Source organism: Bacteroidia bacterium (assembly GCA_041391665.1).
GTDB lineage: Bacteria > Bacteroidota > Bacteroidia > J057 > J057 > JAGQVA01.
In genome coordinates this window covers 184,987-200,995 of sequence record JAWKNO010000002.1, presented here as the reverse complement: position 1 = coordinate 200,995, position 16,009 = coordinate 184,987, and the positions used below count along the sequence as shown (strand labels likewise).

Below are 16,009 nucleotides of genomic sequence, written 5' to 3'. Positions count from 1 at the left end.
CCTATCAGCTCCCTGGTGTATCTTTTTTAGCGATTTCTTCCAGTTCTCTGTCCAGGATTTCCTCCACCTGTTCAACTGCGATCTGCTTGTAGCGGATAATTTTATCTTTGTCCAGAATAAAAATGCGCGGTGTACTCAGTACATCATACATCCCGTCAAATCCTGTCTGACGTCGGTGATCCTGCACGTTTATAGCTTGTCCGAGTCCGTATTCCACCAGTTTTTTCTTCCACACTTCCACATCTCCGTTGATGCTTACGGCATAGACTTTCACCCCTTTACTGAGGTATTTGGGATATATTTTGGATAGTTCCGGCGTGATCTTTTTACAATGCCCGCAGTCATAGTCCCAGAAATAGAGAATTGTCAGTTTGGCATCCACATCATACAGGGGAAGCGGGTTTCCATTCAGGTCAAAAGCGGCAAAGTTGGGTGCCGGGCGACCAATGAGATTGGGACTAAGTGCAGTCGCGCGTTCGATCATCTTATTGAGCAGCGCAGAATCGGCCCACCAGGCATCGCCTGACAAATAATACCGCTCCACCATATGGACATATACAGCGTCCATGCCCATCAGTTTGCTTTCTACCCCCCACGTATTGAGGAGTTTGGCTACCAGATATTCAAAATTATCATCGTTTTGACGGGCAAGCCCCAGAATATAGTCGATAGACTGAATAATAGAATCAGGGTGTTTGACCGTGAGTTTATCCATATATTGATTTACCCGGTTCCAGAGAGAGGGAGACCGGAGCAAACGACCATCGGAGAAATCTACCTTATCGAAGAATTGTTTGCGGTAGTAATAAAACGCATAGTTTTCATCGGCGCCTTCCGGAGCGGGAGGAACCTGGGGGTTTTCCATACTCAGGAGAAATTTGGTAAAAAACAGGTCGGGGTTTTCGGTAAAAAGTTTCTGCCTGTGGTTCATTACCAGAGTATCTACCTGGCGAATTTGCGCCTCGATTTCTTTAGTTTTTGCCTCATTTCCGGAAGCGGCCTGCAATTGGGTGCGAAGACCTTCCACTTTTTTGCGCTGATCAGCCAGGAAACCAATATCGCCATACATGACTTCATTTTCAACCGAACCGGTAGCCTTCATATGTTCGACATAACTGGCGGTATCCGTTTCCAGTTCAAAAAACTGGTCCTTATCGACAATGATTTCGAAGAAAGTGTTTTTGGGAGGAAGAATCACCATATACAACCCTTCAGGGAGATGTTCTTTCCCGGCAAACGTAAAACTGCCGTTGGTGACGTCTGCACTATCTTTTAGCTGATTGGAGCTTCCGTAATGGTGTGCCAGATACGCCTTATCAGCAGTAAAATTCTTTACCTTGATTTTGATCTCATATCCGGGATCTGTCGAAGCAATCTGGGTATCGCCCGTATCATTTTTGCTGGAACTACAGGCAGTAAACAAGCCTGCCCAGACCAGGAGCCCGACTACCCCCCATATAGATCGCTGTATATCTTTCATCTTTATCTGTTTTGATACGTTTCAATTATACTATTCTTCGCCTTCTGATTCGTCTTCATGTGTTTTTTCTGGCATAGGAAGCCCCAGTTCGGTGCTTAAAATTTCCTCCATTTGGGATACAGAAATCTGTTTGGCGATGATTTTTTTATTTTCATCCAAAATAAACAGCCTTGGGGTGCTGCGAATATCGTACATTTTGTCAAAACCCGAGCGGCGGTAATGATCCTGTACATTAATAGCATCCTGAAGCCCGTACTCCTGTAGTTTTTTCTTCCATACCTCAACATCACCGTTTATACTTACGGCAAACAGGGCTACGTCGTGATCTTTGTAGCGTTTGTATGCTTCCGCAAGTTTAGGGGTGATTTTTTTACAATGCCCACAATCATAGTCCCAGAAATACAGCAGGGTAAATTCGGCCTCAACACCGTACAAATCCCTGTAATTTCCGTTAGAATCCTGTGCACGAAAATTGGGAGCAGGCCGTCCCACCAGATTGGGACTGAGTGCTAGGGCGCGTTCTTCCATCTTTTTAATGGTTTCTTCATCTGCCCACCAGGCTTCGCCCGACATATAGTATTTTTCCACCAGATGCACATAAACGCCATCCATTCCCATGATCTTGGACCCTGCGTACTTATTCAGCTGATTGACCACCAGATACTGAAAAATATCCTCACTGCCCCGGGACTTGTCAATAATATAATCCAATGCGATATTGATTGAGTCCGGGTGTTTGGGAACCAGTCTTTCCATATATTGCTCCACCTTGTTGTGAAGAATCGGTGTGCGAAGCATGCGGTCATCCTTCAGGTCGAGATGATCGAAGTAGTGCGCACGGTAGTATTTGTAAGCAAACAGCGAATCCAGTGTTTTACCATTTTCATCTTTGGGTGCTTCCGGAATAACGGGTTCTTCCATACTTTCCAGCACTTTCACATAAAAAAGGTCCGGATGTTCCTGCATAAATTTTTTGCGGAAGGCCTTTACCTCTCCATCAATCCCGGAAAGTTCATCGTTGAGTTTTTTTGCTTCCACAGCCCCGATACCCGGATCTTTGAGGCTGGCATTGATCTCATTGGCGCGAACGCGTTTTACCGCCAGAAACTGAATATCCTTGTAGAAATAGTCATTTTCTTCCGAACCCGATACCTTCATATGCTTCACATAATCAACGGTATCAGTAGCCAGTTTGAATTTCTGGTCTTTATCTATAATTATCTCAAAATAGGAGTTTTTGGGAGGGAGTACAATGAGATAAATCCCACCATCCAATGCCTCTGGACCTTCAAAAACAAAACTTCCGTTCTGAGCTGCCGCAGTATCCTTGATATACTGTTTATCGCCATAATAATAAGCGAGATATGCCTCATTGCCCGAAAATCCGGAAACAGCGACTTCTATTTTATACCCATTCTGAGAAAATGCCGGACCGGAAAATACATAGATGGTTATCAGAACCATTAACCGGAGAATATTCTTCTTAGTCATACGATTTTTTCAAAAGTGATGTATGAATGTTTGCGGAGCAAATATAAACGAAATCTTTAGTTTTACATTTTGGTTTTGCAAGCTTTCATTACAATTCACCTGTCTAAAGGGGAAACAAGCCAAAAACTGCACTCCCGCTGCCAGACATAGCTGCATACACGGCTCCCTGCTGATAGAGATTTTCCTTTATTTCTTTCAATCGGGGATACATGGCAAATACCGGTACTTCCAGATCATTTACCAGTAATTCGGGCCACTGACTTACGGGCAACTGAAGCGTAGCCATCAGATCTCGGTTGGGGTCAAACTGCCGGTAATCCAGCGCTTTATATGCTGCGATGGTGGAAGAATGGATATCCGTGGTAATCAGTTCCAGCCGGTAAGGAAGTGTCAGGTTGACCGGGGTAAGTTCTGTACCAATACCTTTGGCGAGCAGCGGTTGGTTAAAAATAAAAAAGGGCACATCTGCCCCGAGGTTTCCGGCGATTTCAGCCAGCATATGATCAGAAAGTCCCAGCTTAAAGAGTTGATTGAGGCCTTTAAGGGTTGCTGCCGCATCGGAGGAGCCACCGCCGAGGCCTGCCCCTGCGGGGATGTTTTTTTGCAATTGCAGATGTACGCCCGGCAGATCGGGAAAACGCGTCTGAATCAATTTCCAGGCCTTATAACAAAGATTATCTGTTATTCCACTATCGAGCACAATGCCGCTCACAGAAAGCGAACAGCCGGGTGTGTCGGTTTCCGAAAGGGTAAGGGTATCGTGAAGGGAGGGAACCGGAAAAAGAAGGGTTTCCAATAAATGATAGCCATCATTACGTTTACCCTTGATAAACAGCCCAAGATTGATTTTTGCGTTGGGAGAAAGCGAAATGGTATTTGTCATCCCGGTGAGTTATCGTAATTCCTCATAATCCACATCTTCCGCAATATCATCGGCAGATATGCTTTTTTTCTGGGTATGTTTGGGAGAGGTGACTTTCACTTCCTTATCTACAAAAACCTGCTGATGGAAAGCATCCTCACTATAGTTTTTGTAATATTGAAACGATTGGTTCTCTGAATCTTTTACAAGTCTGGTAAGAAGTTTCTTGAGACCAAATTGCAGAATTTGCCTGCCAAACAACCGGAAGGTTAGGTAAATAGCGAATAATATGCCCAGGGGCCAAAGTAAAATCTCCATAATGAATTATACGAATTTTCTGCCAGAACACTAAATCCGAACTGATAATGTTGGGCAGAAAGTATTAAACTGCTGCATATTGTCTGCAAATTTCTTCATAATACGCTTCATATTTGGGAACAATCGCGTCAATGGAGAAAGTTTGCGCGTGGGCAAACGCATTTTGAGAAAACACCTGCCATTTGGCCTCATCTTCCAGCAGTGAAATTGCTGCTTTTGCCATAGAATCCACATCTCCGATTTTACACGCATACCCATTTTCTCCGTCAACGACGAGTTCGGTTAGTCCGCCGGCATTGGAAGAAATGACGGGCACCCCGCATGCCATCGCTTCCAGCGCCGAAAGGCCAAAACTTTCGTTGCCGGAAGGGATCAGAAACAGATCACCGATTGCATAGATTTCCTCCACTGCGTTTTGGCTTCCCAGGAAAATCACATCTTCACAGATACCCATTTCGCGGCACATTTCTTCTGCCATAATCCGTTCGGGCCCATCCCCTACCATCAGCAATTTGGACGGTACTTTTTGTCTGATCTTCTCAAAAGTCAGCATCACATCGTCGATGCGTTTTACTTTTCTGAAGTTGGAGGTATGCACAATCACTTTTTCTCCGCCGCTGGTGATCATTTTTTTGAAATGGTCTTTATTTTGACGGCGAAACCGGTTGAGGTCCACAAAGTTGTGAATCACCCGGATATCTGCCTTCACGGCAAAATTTTCGAGGGTATCTTTTTTGAGAAATTCGGAGACAGCGGTCACCCCATTGCTTTGATCAATAGAAAAGCTGACCACCGGCTCATAGCTGGGGTTTTTGCCTACCAGAGTAATGTCGGTCCCGTGAAGCGTGGTTACAAATGGCACATCGCGGTCATACCCTTTCAAAATCTGGCGGGCCATATAGGCAGCCGAAGCGTGAGGAATGGCATAATGAACGTGGAACAAATCCAGATCGTGATATCTCGCCACATCCACCATAGTAGATGTCAGCGCAGACTCGTATGGGATGAAGTCAAACAATGGGTAATCTTTTGTCCGGACTTCATGGTAAAATATATTTTCTGAAAAAAGATCCAGTCTGATAGGGCGGCTATACGTGATAAAATGAATTTTATGGCCTCTTTCGGCAAGTGCCTTACCCAATTCGGTGGCGATAACGCCGCTTCCACCATAGGTTGGATAACATACAACACCTATATTCATAAGGTTTACTGGTTAGCGATTGGTGAGGGAAAACCAAGATACAAGTTAAAAACGCGCAATCTCCTGAAATGTTAGGCAGAAGACCAAACCATCATTTCCCGTTAAACGAAAAATCCGGATGGCATGATTGTATAGACGCCATCCGGATCAGAATATTTTATCAGATTTTATTTATCCAAAAATCAGATAGGTCAGAATCAACATGACGCCGACGGATACCATAAGTACATAATTGGATACCAGACCCGTTTGTAATTTCCGGAAAACATCGCCAATCGAAGCCACGGTAGCGGCACTTCCGTTGACTACCCCGTCAATGACATTTTTATCAAACCATACAACGATATTCGAACCTGCCCATACAAAGGGACGGATGATAGATGAATTGTAGAGTTCGTCCACAAAAAATTTGCCCTTCATGGAGTTGTAAAGTCTTCCAAAGAAGTTTTGCACTTTTTCATCACCCGCGAGGTCGTATTTGGTGTAGAAATTCCGCGTCCATAGAACTGTCCCGATGGATACTACAAAAGCAAGAACCAGGAGCAGGTATTCAAAAGCTGCATGTTCGGTCATAGCATGGTGCAGGTCGCGGTTTTCAATCAGACCGTGGAACCATTTTTCATTAAGAATATGATAGTGCCCGTGTCCAATGATATAGGGAAGTCCCAGATATCCACCCAGAATAGCCAGTACTGCCAGAATCCACAAAGGGATGGTCATGATGGCGGGGCTTTCGTGCGGGTGTTTTTCGTGAGGGAAACGCTCCTGACCGTTGAAGGTAAGGAAAGTAACCCGGGTCATATAAAACGCCGTGAGCACGGCGGTAAACAGAGCAACACCCCAGATCAGGAAGTAGAGTGGTCTTTCAAAACCGTTGAAGAACAGGCTGGAAAGAATCTCATCCTTGGAGAAGAAACCGGAAAGAAGCGGAATACCGGCGATTGCCAGCGTTGAAATCCAGAAAGTTTTGCTGGTGGAAGGCATATATTTTGAAAGTCCTCCCATCGTGCGGATATCCTGCGGATCTTTGACTGTATGCATATGCTCCATGGCGTGGATCACTGAGCCGGAACCAAGGAAGAGACATGCCTTAAAGAAAGCGTGAGTCATCACATGGAAAATAGCTGTAGTGAAAGCGCCAGCCCCAAGGGCCATAAACATAAAGCCCAGCTGAGAAACGGTTGAATATGCCAGTACACCTTTGATATCATTTTGTGCTACGGCTATAAATGCCGCCATCAAAGCCGTTAGCGCTGCGACGATCACCACTACGGTCATCACTTCAGGAGCGCCGAGGAAAATCGGGTGTACACGGGCAATCATATAGATACCAGAGGTGACCATGGTTGCCGCGTGGATCAGTGCAGAAACAGGTGTCGGACCGGCCATCGCATCAGGGAGCCAGACAAACAACGGAATCTGGGCAGATTTACCGGTAGCTGCGATAAAGAGGAGCAGGGCAATCCAGAAAGTTTTATCACCAAAGTCGGTATGAATAATCTCACTGAAACTCAGGCTGGTAGTGCCGCCGTGAGCGACCAACTCGGTGAAAATCAGCATCATTGCCACGATCATCGCAAAGTCACCGATACGGTTGGCAACAAACGCCTTCTGGGCAGCTGCAGCTTTTGCCATATCTTCGTACCAGAAACCAATCAGGAGGTAGGAACAAACCCCAACACCTTCCCAACCGAGAAACATCACCGCCATATTATCTCCGAGAATCAGGTTATTCATCGAGAAGATAAAGAGGTTGAGGTAGGCAAAAAACTTATAGTACCCCCGGTCGCCATGCATATAACCCACAGAATAAATGTGGATCAGTGCACCCACACCATTGACAATCAGCCCCATAAGGAGCGATAACTGGTCGAGGTTGTAGGCAAATTTGATATTCAGGTTACCGGCAGCCATCCAGGTAAACAGCTCAAAGTGAACAGGTTCACCCGTAAACTGAAAGAAAGCTGTGAGCACCAGAAAAAAAGGAATCGCTACGGCTGAAGTAGCGAGAAATCCTACCAGCTTTTCCTTTTCTCGGAAAGCGGGGAAAAAGAAGCCCCCAAGTCCGATCAGCGCGGAACTAATAATGGGTAGAAGAATGATCAGCCTTAGCAGAGTATCCATGTATCTCGTTATCTAGGATTCAAATGGTGTGGTTACCATTTAAAAATGTTTACATTATTGATATCAATATCCAGTTTGTTGCGGAAGAGAGCAATCACGATCGAAAGCCCCACTACTGCTTCAGCCGCTGCCACGCACATTACAAAAAACACCAACATAGAGCCGGTGGCATTGTTGTGCATATTGGAGAAAGCGACAAGTGAAAGGTTTACGGCGTTGAGCATCAGCTCCACACACATAAAAACCACTATCCCGTTTCGGCGTGTCAGTACCCCTATGGTTCCAAGGGCAAACATGACTACACTGACTGCCAGATATGAATAAATCGTCGGAGTAAGCATATGTAAATTTAAACTAGTCAGAATAATTATGTTTCCTTGCGATTACGATTGCTCCGATAAGCGCGGCAATCAGGACAACCGAGATCATTTCAAAGGGGAAAAGATAATCCGTCATCATTTTATCACCAATGGACTCTACCTTTCCAAAAGCGAAATTTGTGCTGACTTCTTTCTCCGCAAATGATCTGAATACGAATAACATTTCTGCAATAAATGCCAGACCAAGAATAAAGGCAATCCCCCTTCGGGCATCAAAAGAATAGAGACCGTGCTCGTCCTGAAGGTTGAGCAGCATGATGACGAAAAGAAATAATACCATAATGGCTCCGGCATAAACCAGAATCTGAATTGCAGCGATAAATTCTGCATTCAGCGATAGGTACAATCCTGCAATACTGAAAAAATTCAGGATCAGGGATAGTGCCGCATAGATCGGGCTTCGGTTAAATATAAGCCCTACCCCGCCGGCAATGCCAATGATGGCAAAAACCCAGAAAAGTACCGTTTGAACTGTTAAAGATGTTGCTTCCAATGATCTCTTAATTTGGGGGCTCAATATGGGAAAAAAGGCGAATTTTATCAAAATATTCTCCTATAAATCCGAAAATTCGGACAAGTCGTCAGGTGTATCGACTGATATGGACTCTGTGAGGGTAATTCCGACCTGTATTCTGTATCCGTTTGTCAGCCAGCGGAGCTGTTCCAGGGACTCTGACACCTCCAAAGGAGACGCGGGCATTTGGGGTACGGCCAGCAATACTTCTCTGCGAAAACCATAAATACCGATATGCTTATACCATACCATGCCCGGTGTTTCATTTCTGGGAAAAGGAATCACTGACCGGCTGAAGTACATGGCATTCCCCAACATATCCATCACCACTTTCACAAGGTTTGGATTGCTGATTTGTTCGCGGTCAACCATGGGTCTTGCCAGCGTAACTATATCCGGAGCGCCATTCCCAAGCAATATTTCCCCTACCTGATTGATTTGCCCCGGATCAATAAAAGGCTCATCTCCCTGTATATTGATAAAATGGCTAAATTCTCCGTACTTTTGTGCAATCTCAGCCATTCGCTCTGTACCTGAGAGATGTTCTGTTCCGGTCATTTCTACATTTCCACCAAAATCAAGCACATGCCCGAAAATCCGCTCATCATCTGTAGCAACTACTACCCGGCTGACTGCCTCGGCTTTCTGACACTGCTCGTACACACGCCGGATCATACTCTTACCCTGGATTTCGACCAATGGTTTTCCGGGAAAACGACTCGACCCATAGCGGGCAGGAATGACTCCAAGTATCATATAGAATTTTTAGCCCGTACTGGCGTTAAGGATTTAATCTTCGTATCTTGATCATTGACCCAAAGTAATATAAATATCACCGTGCTGAAAAGCGTTTATTGAAATAATTCACAAAGTCCCTGGTAATGAAACTGAATACACTCCTTAGCTGTTTTTTTGCACTATCCGTGTCCGTATTTTCTCTGAAAAGTCAACCTGTGGAGCGAAAAGCGACCATCCTTGACCACAAGGACCAGATCAGGATTCAGAAAGTTACCACACTGAGCAGTCCCCACCGTGAAACCAATCTGTCCATCACTCCTGACGGACAGTTTTTGTTTTTTATGTCCCTCCGTGGAAGCCAGCCCTGGTCGCGTAGTTACATGACTTTCAAAGGTGATTCGGTATTTGACGGCGATATCTGGTACTCTCAAAAAACCAATGGCCGCTGGCAACCTCCGCGCAGTATGCCCTATGGCATCAATACCGGACAGGGAGAAGATGAACCCAATATTTCTGCCGACGGCAAAACCGTTTATTTCCAAAGCTGGAATACCAACTGGTACCGCACCGGCGGCCCCTACTACAAAGCCCGCTGTACCGATGGCAAAACCTGGGGCGAACGCGAAGGCCTCGGCGGCGGCATCACCGAATTTTTCCGCATCATGCCCGCTACCGATGGAATGACCCTCGCCGCAGATGAAAAACGTCTGATTGTTGCAGCCGGCCCTGACTATGATGCCAATATGGACATTTATATGAGCAAACAGTCCACCTATGGCTGGACTTACTGTAAAAAGCTACCCATCAGCACGCCCGGCGATGACCGCTCCGTATTCCTTGCCGCAGATGGCAAAACCCTTTATTTCGCCTCCGACGGATATGAAGGTTTTGGCGGACTCGATATATACAAAACTACCCTCAACAGCGATGGCACTTTCGGTGAAGTAATCAATGTCGGTGCGCCTTTCAATACTTCCCGCGACGATTATGGACTGATCCTTACTGCCGATGGCAATGAGGCATATTTTGTCAGAGATGGCGATATATATTTTGCAGACCTTCAGCTTGCCGACGAAAGAATCAAACCCGATATCCCCGAATTTGTCCACACCCTTACCGGAACAGTACGGGATAGTACCACCTGGCGGGGGTTGACCTCAGAGGTGATCGTGCTGGACGCCAGAACCAAACGTGTGGTGAAAAAAGTTACCACCAATACGGCGGGTAAATATTCGATAGAACTGCCCAACAAAAGCCGGGTATATGACCAGATTGTTGTATGTGAAGGTTATCCAAATTCCAGACGTACGATTAATGTCACCACTAAAGCTTACAATGAAACGTATCCCTCCAATTTCCTCCTGTCCAAAACTCCGGTAGTGACAGAACCAGAGCCACAGATCATCGTTCAGAATCATACATCTCAACCCGAAGCGCCTACGCATACGGAAGAAGATGATCAGGTACCCGTCATTTCAAAAGTTGATATCAAACCCCGCGCTGTTACAGAGCCTCCCAAGATTACCCAGACACCGGTAGAAACGGTGGAGATTGCCGATCCCTATTCATTTGATGGGGTGGCAGAAAACAATCTTATCCTTTTACTCGATGTTTCGGCGTCTATGCGCAAGCCCGAAAAACTCCCTTTGCTGAAAGACTCCTTTAAGAAGCTGCTGGAACATATGCGCCCGGAAGACCAGATTTCCATTGTGGTGTATTCGGGAGATGCGGAAGTCATCCTTGACGGCGTATCTGCCGCAAGGCAAAAAACCATCAGCGATGCGATCGAAAACCTGCGAAGCGGCGGAGGCACCAAAGGCCGGATGGCCCTGAGAAAAGCCTATAATATCGCCTCAAGAAATTTTATCGGCGAAGGCAATAACCGGATCATTCTCGCTACGGATGGTTATTTTGAAGTCGATGACCTCTACTCTATCGCCGAAAAAAATGCCAGTAATTCGGTGTATTTGTCGGTATTCTCTTTTGGTAAACTCAATGATGACAAAGTCAAACAATTGCAAACCCTCGCCGAAAAAGGCGGAGGAAACTATGCAGGAATTACCGCAGAAAATGTAGATTTGGCATTGCTCAAAGAAGTAAAAGCCGTAAGAAAAAAATAAAATGGAAATCAGGACTTTTGTCAAGGATGAGATGGTGATTGAGGAAAAACCATTTATGCAACAAATGCTTTTTCTCGCGTTGGCTTTGGCCGGTATATCGCTGTGGATTGGTTCGGTGAAAGAATATGGCATTCAGGCCTGGTACAGGATGTTTTATGTCATGGGAATCATCCTGTTTATTGCTGGTATTGTGGGTATTCTGATATCTGTTACCATTCGCATCAGACTGGACAGAAAAAGCGGATTGCTGACTATTTTCAAAACCAGCGGTACCTCCACCGTCATCACCTGCGAAATGCCGCTCGAAGAAATCCGCAGTGTCGAACTCGAAACCCTCACAAAAGGAGACAAACAAGTGTACCGCGTAGTGGTAATGGGAAACGGCACTACAGGCATTCCACTCTCAGAAAGAGCCGATACAGATTTTGGCACAATGGATCAGGTAGTGAAAATGATTCGGCGATTTTTGGGGGAATAACGTCTCTTAGCAAGAAACCCTTTTCGCCAAGCGTAGGTTTCACCAAGTGCCTCTTTGCGAACTTCGCGACACCTTTGCGACCTCTGCGAGAAAATACTTTTTGCAAACCGTAGGTTTCACGCAAAGTACGCCAAGAACCGCAAAATACGCAAAACACTTCTTAGCGACCTCTGCGAAACCTCTGCAAGAAACCCTTTTCGCCAACCGTAGGTTTACTTCTTCACCACAATTTTCCCCTGTGCCAGCACTTCCTGTGCTTCGGTGCGCAACTCGTAAAGATAGATGCGATCCGGCACATTCCGCGTGTCCCACAGCCATTGGTCTTTCTGGGTTGTGATAAGGTATTGGGCGACTTCCCGGCCATAGGTATCCAAAATCCGGAGACCGGCTTCGCCCTCCAGATGGATCAGATCCCACTCAAAGGTGGCGTATAGGCCCGCCGGGTTGGGATAGACTTTCAGTTTGTAATATTCCGACCGGATCAGATCACGGGCGTTGAGGCGGGGATCGGCTCGCCGGGCGTTGTTTCCTTCTTCCGATGCCGGAGGATAATCGCGGCACCGGTCGTACCCAAAACACAAAAGATTCCACGCCATCACCGAGGCCGGGCCTACCGTGTTTTCGGCCATCGCCTGTAGATCCACCACTTCGGCACTGTCAAGCATCATCAGGGTGCGGTCATCGTTTTTATCTGCCGCAAAACTCATCGCCCCGGCAACAAAAGGTAAAAGAATAGTACGTGTTTTTGCATGTATATTGGGTTTTTGTGATGGCTGGGTGTGGTGTCGAACATGTTTTTGGAAGATAGGGAAAGTTCCTTTGAGTAAAAAGAAGCCTCAAAAAAAATCCCCCCTTTGCAGGGAGGATTTCCATATTTACTTTTTGCGCCCGGAGGCTAACAATTACATATTCCGGATAATTTCGTCGCCAAATTCGGAGCACTTCAGTTTGGTTGCTCCTTCCATGAGGCGGTGGAAATCGTAGGTTACCCTTTTTTGAGCGATCGAGCTTTCGATGCCTTTGAGGATCAGATCAGCTGCTTCCTGCCAGCCCATGTGCTCCAGCATCAGTACACCGGAGAGAATCACGGAACTGGGGTTTACCACGTCGAGGTCTGCATATTTGGGAGCAGTACCGTGGGTAGCCTCAAACAAAGCATGACCAGAGATGTAGTTGATGTTGGCACCAGGAGCGATACCGATACCGCCTACCTGAGCAGCCAGTGCGTCGGAGAGGTAGTCGCCATTGAGGTTGAGGGTGGCAATCACGTCAAACTCACTCGGACGGGTCAATACCTGCTGAAGGGCAATGTCGGCAATAGCATCTTTTACGATGATTTTACCTGCTTTCTCAGCGGCTGATTGCTCGGCATTAGCAGCGTCTTTTCCGCTGACCGCAGCCGTACGGTCGTACTGTGCCCATGTATAGACGTAGTCTCCAAATTCGCGCTCAGCGAGTTCATAACCCCAGTCGCGGAAAGCACCTTCGGTATATTTCATGATGTTTCCTTTGTGTACCAGGGTAACGGATTTGCGTTTGTGGCGGATCGCGTATTCAATGGCACCGCGAACCAGTCTTTCCGTACCGGTGCGGGAAACGGCTTTGATACCCAGACCTACTTCAACTGTTGAAGAAGGTGCTGCACCAATGGACTGGTTGAACTCATTGATCCGCTCTTCAGAACCAAAACGGATTTTTGCAAAGTCTTCGGGAAATTCTTCACGGATAAAGTCAAGCAATCTTTCTGCTTTCTCAGTTCCTGCTTTTGCTTCGATACCGGCGTAAATATCTTCGGTATTTTCACGGAAGATCACCATGTCCACCAGTTCGGGATTTTTGACGGGAGAAGGAACACCTTCAAAATATCTTACCGGGCGGAGACAAACGTAAAGATCGAGTTTCTGGCGAAGCGCAACGTTGAGTGAGCGGATACCACCACCAATAGGGGTAGTCAGCGGGCCTTTGATGGCGACGAGGTATTCGTCGATATCGTCAACGGTCTGCTGTGGAAGCCAGTCTCCGGTTTCGTCAAATGCTTTTTGTCCGGCGAGTACTTCTTTCCAGACAATTTTCTTTTTGCCGCCATAAGCTTTTTCTACTGCTGCGTCAAACACGCGTACGGATGCATGCCAGATGTCGGGACCTGTTCCGTCGCCAATGATAAAGGGAATGACAGGACTGTCAGGTACGAACAGTTTCCCGTTTTTGATGGTAATTTTGTCTCCAGCCATAACAAATATATTTTTATTGGAGGGTGAGTATTTTTAAACACGGGTGCAAAACTAAGGAATTAATATGGGATTATGAACCCGTAGCGAGATTCTTAATGAATGACTTTTGTCTCTTTATATCCTGCCAGGCATCATAACCGAAAGCAGAAACAGACATGAGAATCATAATCAGCCCAAAAAATTTGAGTCCGAGGAATAATCCGATGCCCAGATGCAATGAAATGATCCCTGCCAGCCAGAAAACTCTCAGCTTTGGCACCCACATTCCGATGAAGTAAAACGTTTCCACAACCATCGTAAACCAGCTCAGAAGCATGGGAATCCAGGGGAAACGCGCCAGCCAGGTGAGGTCAAATTGCCGGAAATCGGGCTGTACCAAAGATCGCCAGAGCACATTTCCATCCCACCATTCGGCAGCCAGCATTTTTTCATATCCGGCAGAAAGGTAGGCCATACACATATGCAACTGAAGCACTCTGAGGGAAATCGTTACACCCCAGGTCGGATCTCCGGATACCCTTCCCTGTCTGAGGTCCAATGAAAATGCCTTTGAAACGGGCATCAGCATCAGATAAAAAAGGGCGATCTGAAGGAAAATATCCACCCCATACATAAATGTCGGACTGGTGCTCATCATCGTAAAGTGGCAAAGCCAGGTGAGGATCGCCCAGACACGGGTAAACCAACCCAGCAGCAAGCCGGTAGCAGAAATCACGTACACCCAGAAAAAAGCCATCACCATCTGATCGGCAGAGATTCCGGTAAAACTCAGCCATTCATAAATCAGAGAGAGGTGGAGATTCCAGGCCTGGTTGAGTGCATGCGAAATTTCCCACTGAATCCAGCCTTCTTTTCCAAAAAAGGCCAGCCAGTCAGGATACCAGAATACCGCCTGAACAATGGCAAAACCCGCGATCAGTATGCGAAAAATCCCCAGAGGTGCAGGATCATGCGGGTCGCTGAAAAAAGCTATCCCTTTTTCTTTGATTTGCTGATAAGTAATCATGCGCCTTTCCGCTAATTGAGTTCAAATTCTGTATTGTAAAATTCTATCACGGACACCGTATCGCCTTTGACATAGTCTTTCATGGCAGGATAGCGGATGCTACGCATAATGTAGTTGATACGCCAGCTTTGCTGGTGGATATTCATCAACCTGACTGCAGCAGACCGGGCGCACAAATCCTGAAATACACTGTCCGCAGCGGTATGCACCTTAAACCCATAAAAACGATTGGCAGATTCACCGTTTGCTGTAAAAAAATCAAAATCTCTGAGGGTAGAATAGTTCACAACATTGCCCCCATCTTCAAAGACATTGATCTCCACTTCCGTACTTTTCCCCACGTCTGGAGAGAAGAAGCCGTACTGCCAGACAGAGTAATTGAGGCTGCTGAGAAAAGACAGGGGTTTTTCGAGGATTCCACCGTGAACCCAACTGTCTATGCCGTGAAAAATAACCACACCGATGAGCGTCAGGTGAATAAAAGCGAGTGTATAGACCAGTTTTTTCATGATCATAATAGTCGGAAATACCCAATAAAAACACAAAAGGATGTGTACATTTCTGTCACACATCCTTTAGATTTTTTTTCTCCAATGGAGGGCTACTGATATTTCGCCATGATCTGATTGAGCTTGAGCGCTTTTTCTTTTCCGATAACGCTCACCAGGTCGGAACTACCTACGGCGAGTACATACACAACGTCATCTCCTTCAACAACAAAAACAATCCAGCCGGCAGCTTCACCCGGATTGGTGATTTTTTTCACCTGCCGGATATCATTCATGCTGACATTTCTTGTACCCAGGGTTTCCGTTTTGTTATTAAACTGAAGGCGGTACTTGGATTGATCTACTCCCTGGAAGATCTCTTTGATTGCTTTTTGATCAGCAGCAGAGATTCCTTTCTTTGTCGCAGCAGTAGTCGCTTTGGTAGTTCTCGTAGGAGTGGTTGTCCTTTGCGCAGTTGCTGACAGTACCAGAAAACTCATGAGAAGGGTCAGAAAGCCCAGTTTCAGTAAAGTGCTCGATTTCATAATGGTATGAATTAATTAAGGGTTTGACGGGAA

General features: G+C 46.2%; 16 protein-coding genes. 2 read left to right on the top strand and 14 right to left on the bottom strand.

The features are described 5' to 3' along the window. Positions 1-4: 4 nt before the first annotated feature. The 9 genes from R3D00_12530 to kdsB form a co-directional block, all read right to left on the bottom strand. Complete coding sequence (locus tag R3D00_12530) at positions 5-1,480, bottom strand: redoxin domain-containing protein (GenBank protein MEZ4774003.1); 1,476 nt, start codon at positions 1,478-1,480, stop codon at positions 5-7. 30 nt (positions 1,481-1,510) lie between these two features. Continuing rightward, positions 1,511-2,971 carry a thioredoxin-like domain-containing protein gene (locus R3D00_12525; protein ID MEZ4774002.1) on the bottom strand — a complete coding sequence of 487 codons (1,461 nt, stop codon included), beginning with the start codon at positions 2,969-2,971 and terminating at the stop codon, positions 1,511-1,513. 103 nt (positions 2,972-3,074) lie between these two features. Further along, positions 3,075-3,854: a 4-(cytidine 5'-diphospho)-2-C-methyl-D-erythritol kinase gene (gene ispE, locus R3D00_12520; GenBank protein MEZ4774001.1), complete on the bottom strand. Its 780-nt coding sequence runs from the start codon at positions 3,852-3,854 to the stop codon at positions 3,075-3,077. Between the two features lie 9 nt (positions 3,855-3,863). Then, positions 3,864-4,151, bottom strand: coding sequence for a hypothetical protein (locus tag R3D00_12515; GenBank protein MEZ4774000.1), 288 nt, complete (start codon positions 4,149-4,151; stop codon positions 3,864-3,866). A gap of 64 nt (positions 4,152-4,215) precedes the next feature. Continuing rightward, positions 4,216-5,352, bottom strand: coding sequence for an N-acetyl-alpha-D-glucosaminyl L-malate synthase BshA (gene bshA / locus R3D00_12510; protein ID MEZ4773999.1), 1,137 nt, complete (start codon positions 5,350-5,352; stop codon positions 4,216-4,218). Positions 5,353-5,523: 171 nt separating this feature from the next. Then, a complete protein-coding gene (gene nuoL / locus R3D00_12505; GenBank protein ID MEZ4773998.1) occupies positions 5,524-7,476 on the bottom strand; it encodes an NADH-quinone oxidoreductase subunit L in 1,953 nt (650 codons plus the stop codon). A gap of 32 nt (positions 7,477-7,508) precedes the next feature. After that, positions 7,509-7,817: an NADH-quinone oxidoreductase subunit NuoK gene (gene nuoK / locus R3D00_12500; GenBank protein ID MEZ4773997.1), complete on the bottom strand. Its 309-nt coding sequence runs from the start codon at positions 7,815-7,817 to the stop codon at positions 7,509-7,511. A gap of 13 nt (positions 7,818-7,830) precedes the next feature. After that, positions 7,831-8,349 (bottom strand): NADH-quinone oxidoreductase subunit J, encoded by a 519-nt coding sequence (locus tag R3D00_12495; protein MEZ4773996.1) that lies wholly within the window; start codon positions 8,347-8,349, stop codon positions 7,831-7,833. A gap of 60 nt (positions 8,350-8,409) precedes the next feature. After that, positions 8,410-9,126 (bottom strand): 3-deoxy-manno-octulosonate cytidylyltransferase, encoded by a 717-nt coding sequence (gene kdsB, locus R3D00_12490; protein ID MEZ4773995.1) that lies wholly within the window; start codon positions 9,124-9,126, stop codon positions 8,410-8,412. Between the two features lie 125 nt (positions 9,127-9,251). On the opposite strand from kdsB, the gene R3D00_12485 reads away from it, so the two are divergent. Together R3D00_12485 and R3D00_12480 are read left to right on the top strand one after the other, a co-directional pair. After that, positions 9,252-11,228 (top strand): VWA domain-containing protein, encoded by a 1,977-nt coding sequence (locus R3D00_12485; GenBank protein MEZ4773994.1) that lies wholly within the window; start codon positions 9,252-9,254, stop codon positions 11,226-11,228. 1 nt (position 11,229) lies between these two features. Continuing rightward, on the top strand, positions 11,230-11,706 hold the full coding sequence (locus R3D00_12480) for a hypothetical protein (GenBank protein MEZ4773993.1): 477 nt from the start codon (positions 11,230-11,232) through the stop codon (positions 11,704-11,706). 212 nt (positions 11,707-11,918) lie between these two features. On the opposite strand, the gene R3D00_12475 is transcribed toward R3D00_12480, so the two are convergent. From R3D00_12475 to R3D00_12455, 5 genes are all read right to left on the bottom strand, one after another. Then, positions 11,919-12,413 (bottom strand): T9SS type A sorting domain-containing protein, encoded by a 495-nt coding sequence (locus tag R3D00_12475; GenBank protein MEZ4773992.1) that lies wholly within the window; start codon positions 12,411-12,413, stop codon positions 11,919-11,921. Between the two features lie 195 nt (positions 12,414-12,608). Further along, positions 12,609-13,937, bottom strand: coding sequence for an NADP-dependent isocitrate dehydrogenase (gene icd, locus R3D00_12470; protein ID MEZ4773991.1), 1,329 nt, complete (start codon positions 13,935-13,937; stop codon positions 12,609-12,611). A gap of 70 nt (positions 13,938-14,007) precedes the next feature. Next, complete coding sequence (locus tag R3D00_12465) at positions 14,008-14,943, bottom strand: HTTM domain-containing protein (GenBank protein ID MEZ4773990.1); 936 nt, start codon at positions 14,941-14,943, stop codon at positions 14,008-14,010. 11 nt (positions 14,944-14,954) lie between these two features. Then, the gene (locus R3D00_12460; protein ID MEZ4773989.1) at positions 14,955-15,458 is read right to left on the bottom strand and encodes a hypothetical protein; all 504 of its coding nucleotides are present in this window, start codon (positions 15,456-15,458) and stop codon (positions 14,955-14,957) included. Between the two features lie 86 nt (positions 15,459-15,544). Then, positions 15,545-15,976 carry a hypothetical protein gene (locus R3D00_12455; protein ID MEZ4773988.1) on the bottom strand — a complete coding sequence of 144 codons (432 nt, stop codon included), beginning with the start codon at positions 15,974-15,976 and terminating at the stop codon, positions 15,545-15,547. Between the last annotated feature and the right edge of the window lie 33 nt (positions 15,977-16,009).

What these genes read in the sequence shown, in the direction of transcription:
- R3D00_12460 (MEZ4773989.1), bottom strand. Translation starts at nt 15,458, where the DNA reads ATGATCATGAAAAAACTGGTCTATACACTCGCTTTTATTCACCTGACG.
- R3D00_12485 (MEZ4773994.1), top strand. Translation starts at nt 9,252, where the DNA reads ATGAAACTGAATACACTCCTTAGCTGTTTTTTTGCACTATCCGTGTCC.
- nuoL (MEZ4773998.1), bottom strand. Translation starts at nt 7,476, where the DNA reads ATGGATACTCTGCTAAGGCTGATCATTCTTCTACCCATTATTAGTTCC.
- kdsB (MEZ4773995.1), bottom strand. Translation starts at nt 9,126, where the DNA reads ATGATACTTGGAGTCATTCCTGCCCGCTATGGGTCGAGTCGTTTTCCC.
- R3D00_12455 (MEZ4773988.1), bottom strand. Translation starts at nt 15,976, where the DNA reads ATGAAATCGAGCACTTTACTGAAACTGGGCTTTCTGACCCTTCTCATG.
- R3D00_12515 (MEZ4774000.1), bottom strand. Translation starts at nt 4,151, where the DNA reads ATGGAGATTTTACTTTGGCCCCTGGGCATATTATTCGCTATTTACCTA.
- icd (MEZ4773991.1), bottom strand. Translation starts at nt 13,937, where the DNA reads ATGGCTGGAGACAAAATTACCATCAAAAACGGGAAACTGTTCGTACCT.
- R3D00_12530 (MEZ4774003.1), bottom strand. Translation starts at nt 1,480, where the DNA reads ATGAAAGATATACAGCGATCTATATGGGGGGTAGTCGGGCTCCTGGTC.
- bshA (MEZ4773999.1), bottom strand. Translation starts at nt 5,352, where the DNA reads ATGAATATAGGTGTTGTATGTTATCCAACCTATGGTGGAAGCGGCGTT.
- R3D00_12480 (MEZ4773993.1), top strand. Translation starts at nt 11,230, where the DNA reads ATGGAAATCAGGACTTTTGTCAAGGATGAGATGGTGATTGAGGAAAAA.
- R3D00_12525 (MEZ4774002.1), bottom strand. Translation starts at nt 2,971, where the DNA reads ATGACTAAGAAGAATATTCTCCGGTTAATGGTTCTGATAACCATCTAT.
- nuoK (MEZ4773997.1), bottom strand. Translation starts at nt 7,817, where the DNA reads ATGCTTACTCCGACGATTTATTCATATCTGGCAGTCAGTGTAGTCATG.
- R3D00_12465 (MEZ4773990.1), bottom strand. Translation starts at nt 14,943, where the DNA reads ATGATTACTTATCAGCAAATCAAAGAAAAAGGGATAGCTTTTTTCAGC.
- R3D00_12475 (MEZ4773992.1), bottom strand. Translation starts at nt 12,413, where the DNA reads ATGAGTTTTGCGGCAGATAAAAACGATGACCGCACCCTGATGATGCTT.
- ispE (MEZ4774001.1), bottom strand. Translation starts at nt 3,854, where the DNA reads ATGACAAATACCATTTCGCTTTCTCCCAACGCAAAAATCAATCTTGGG.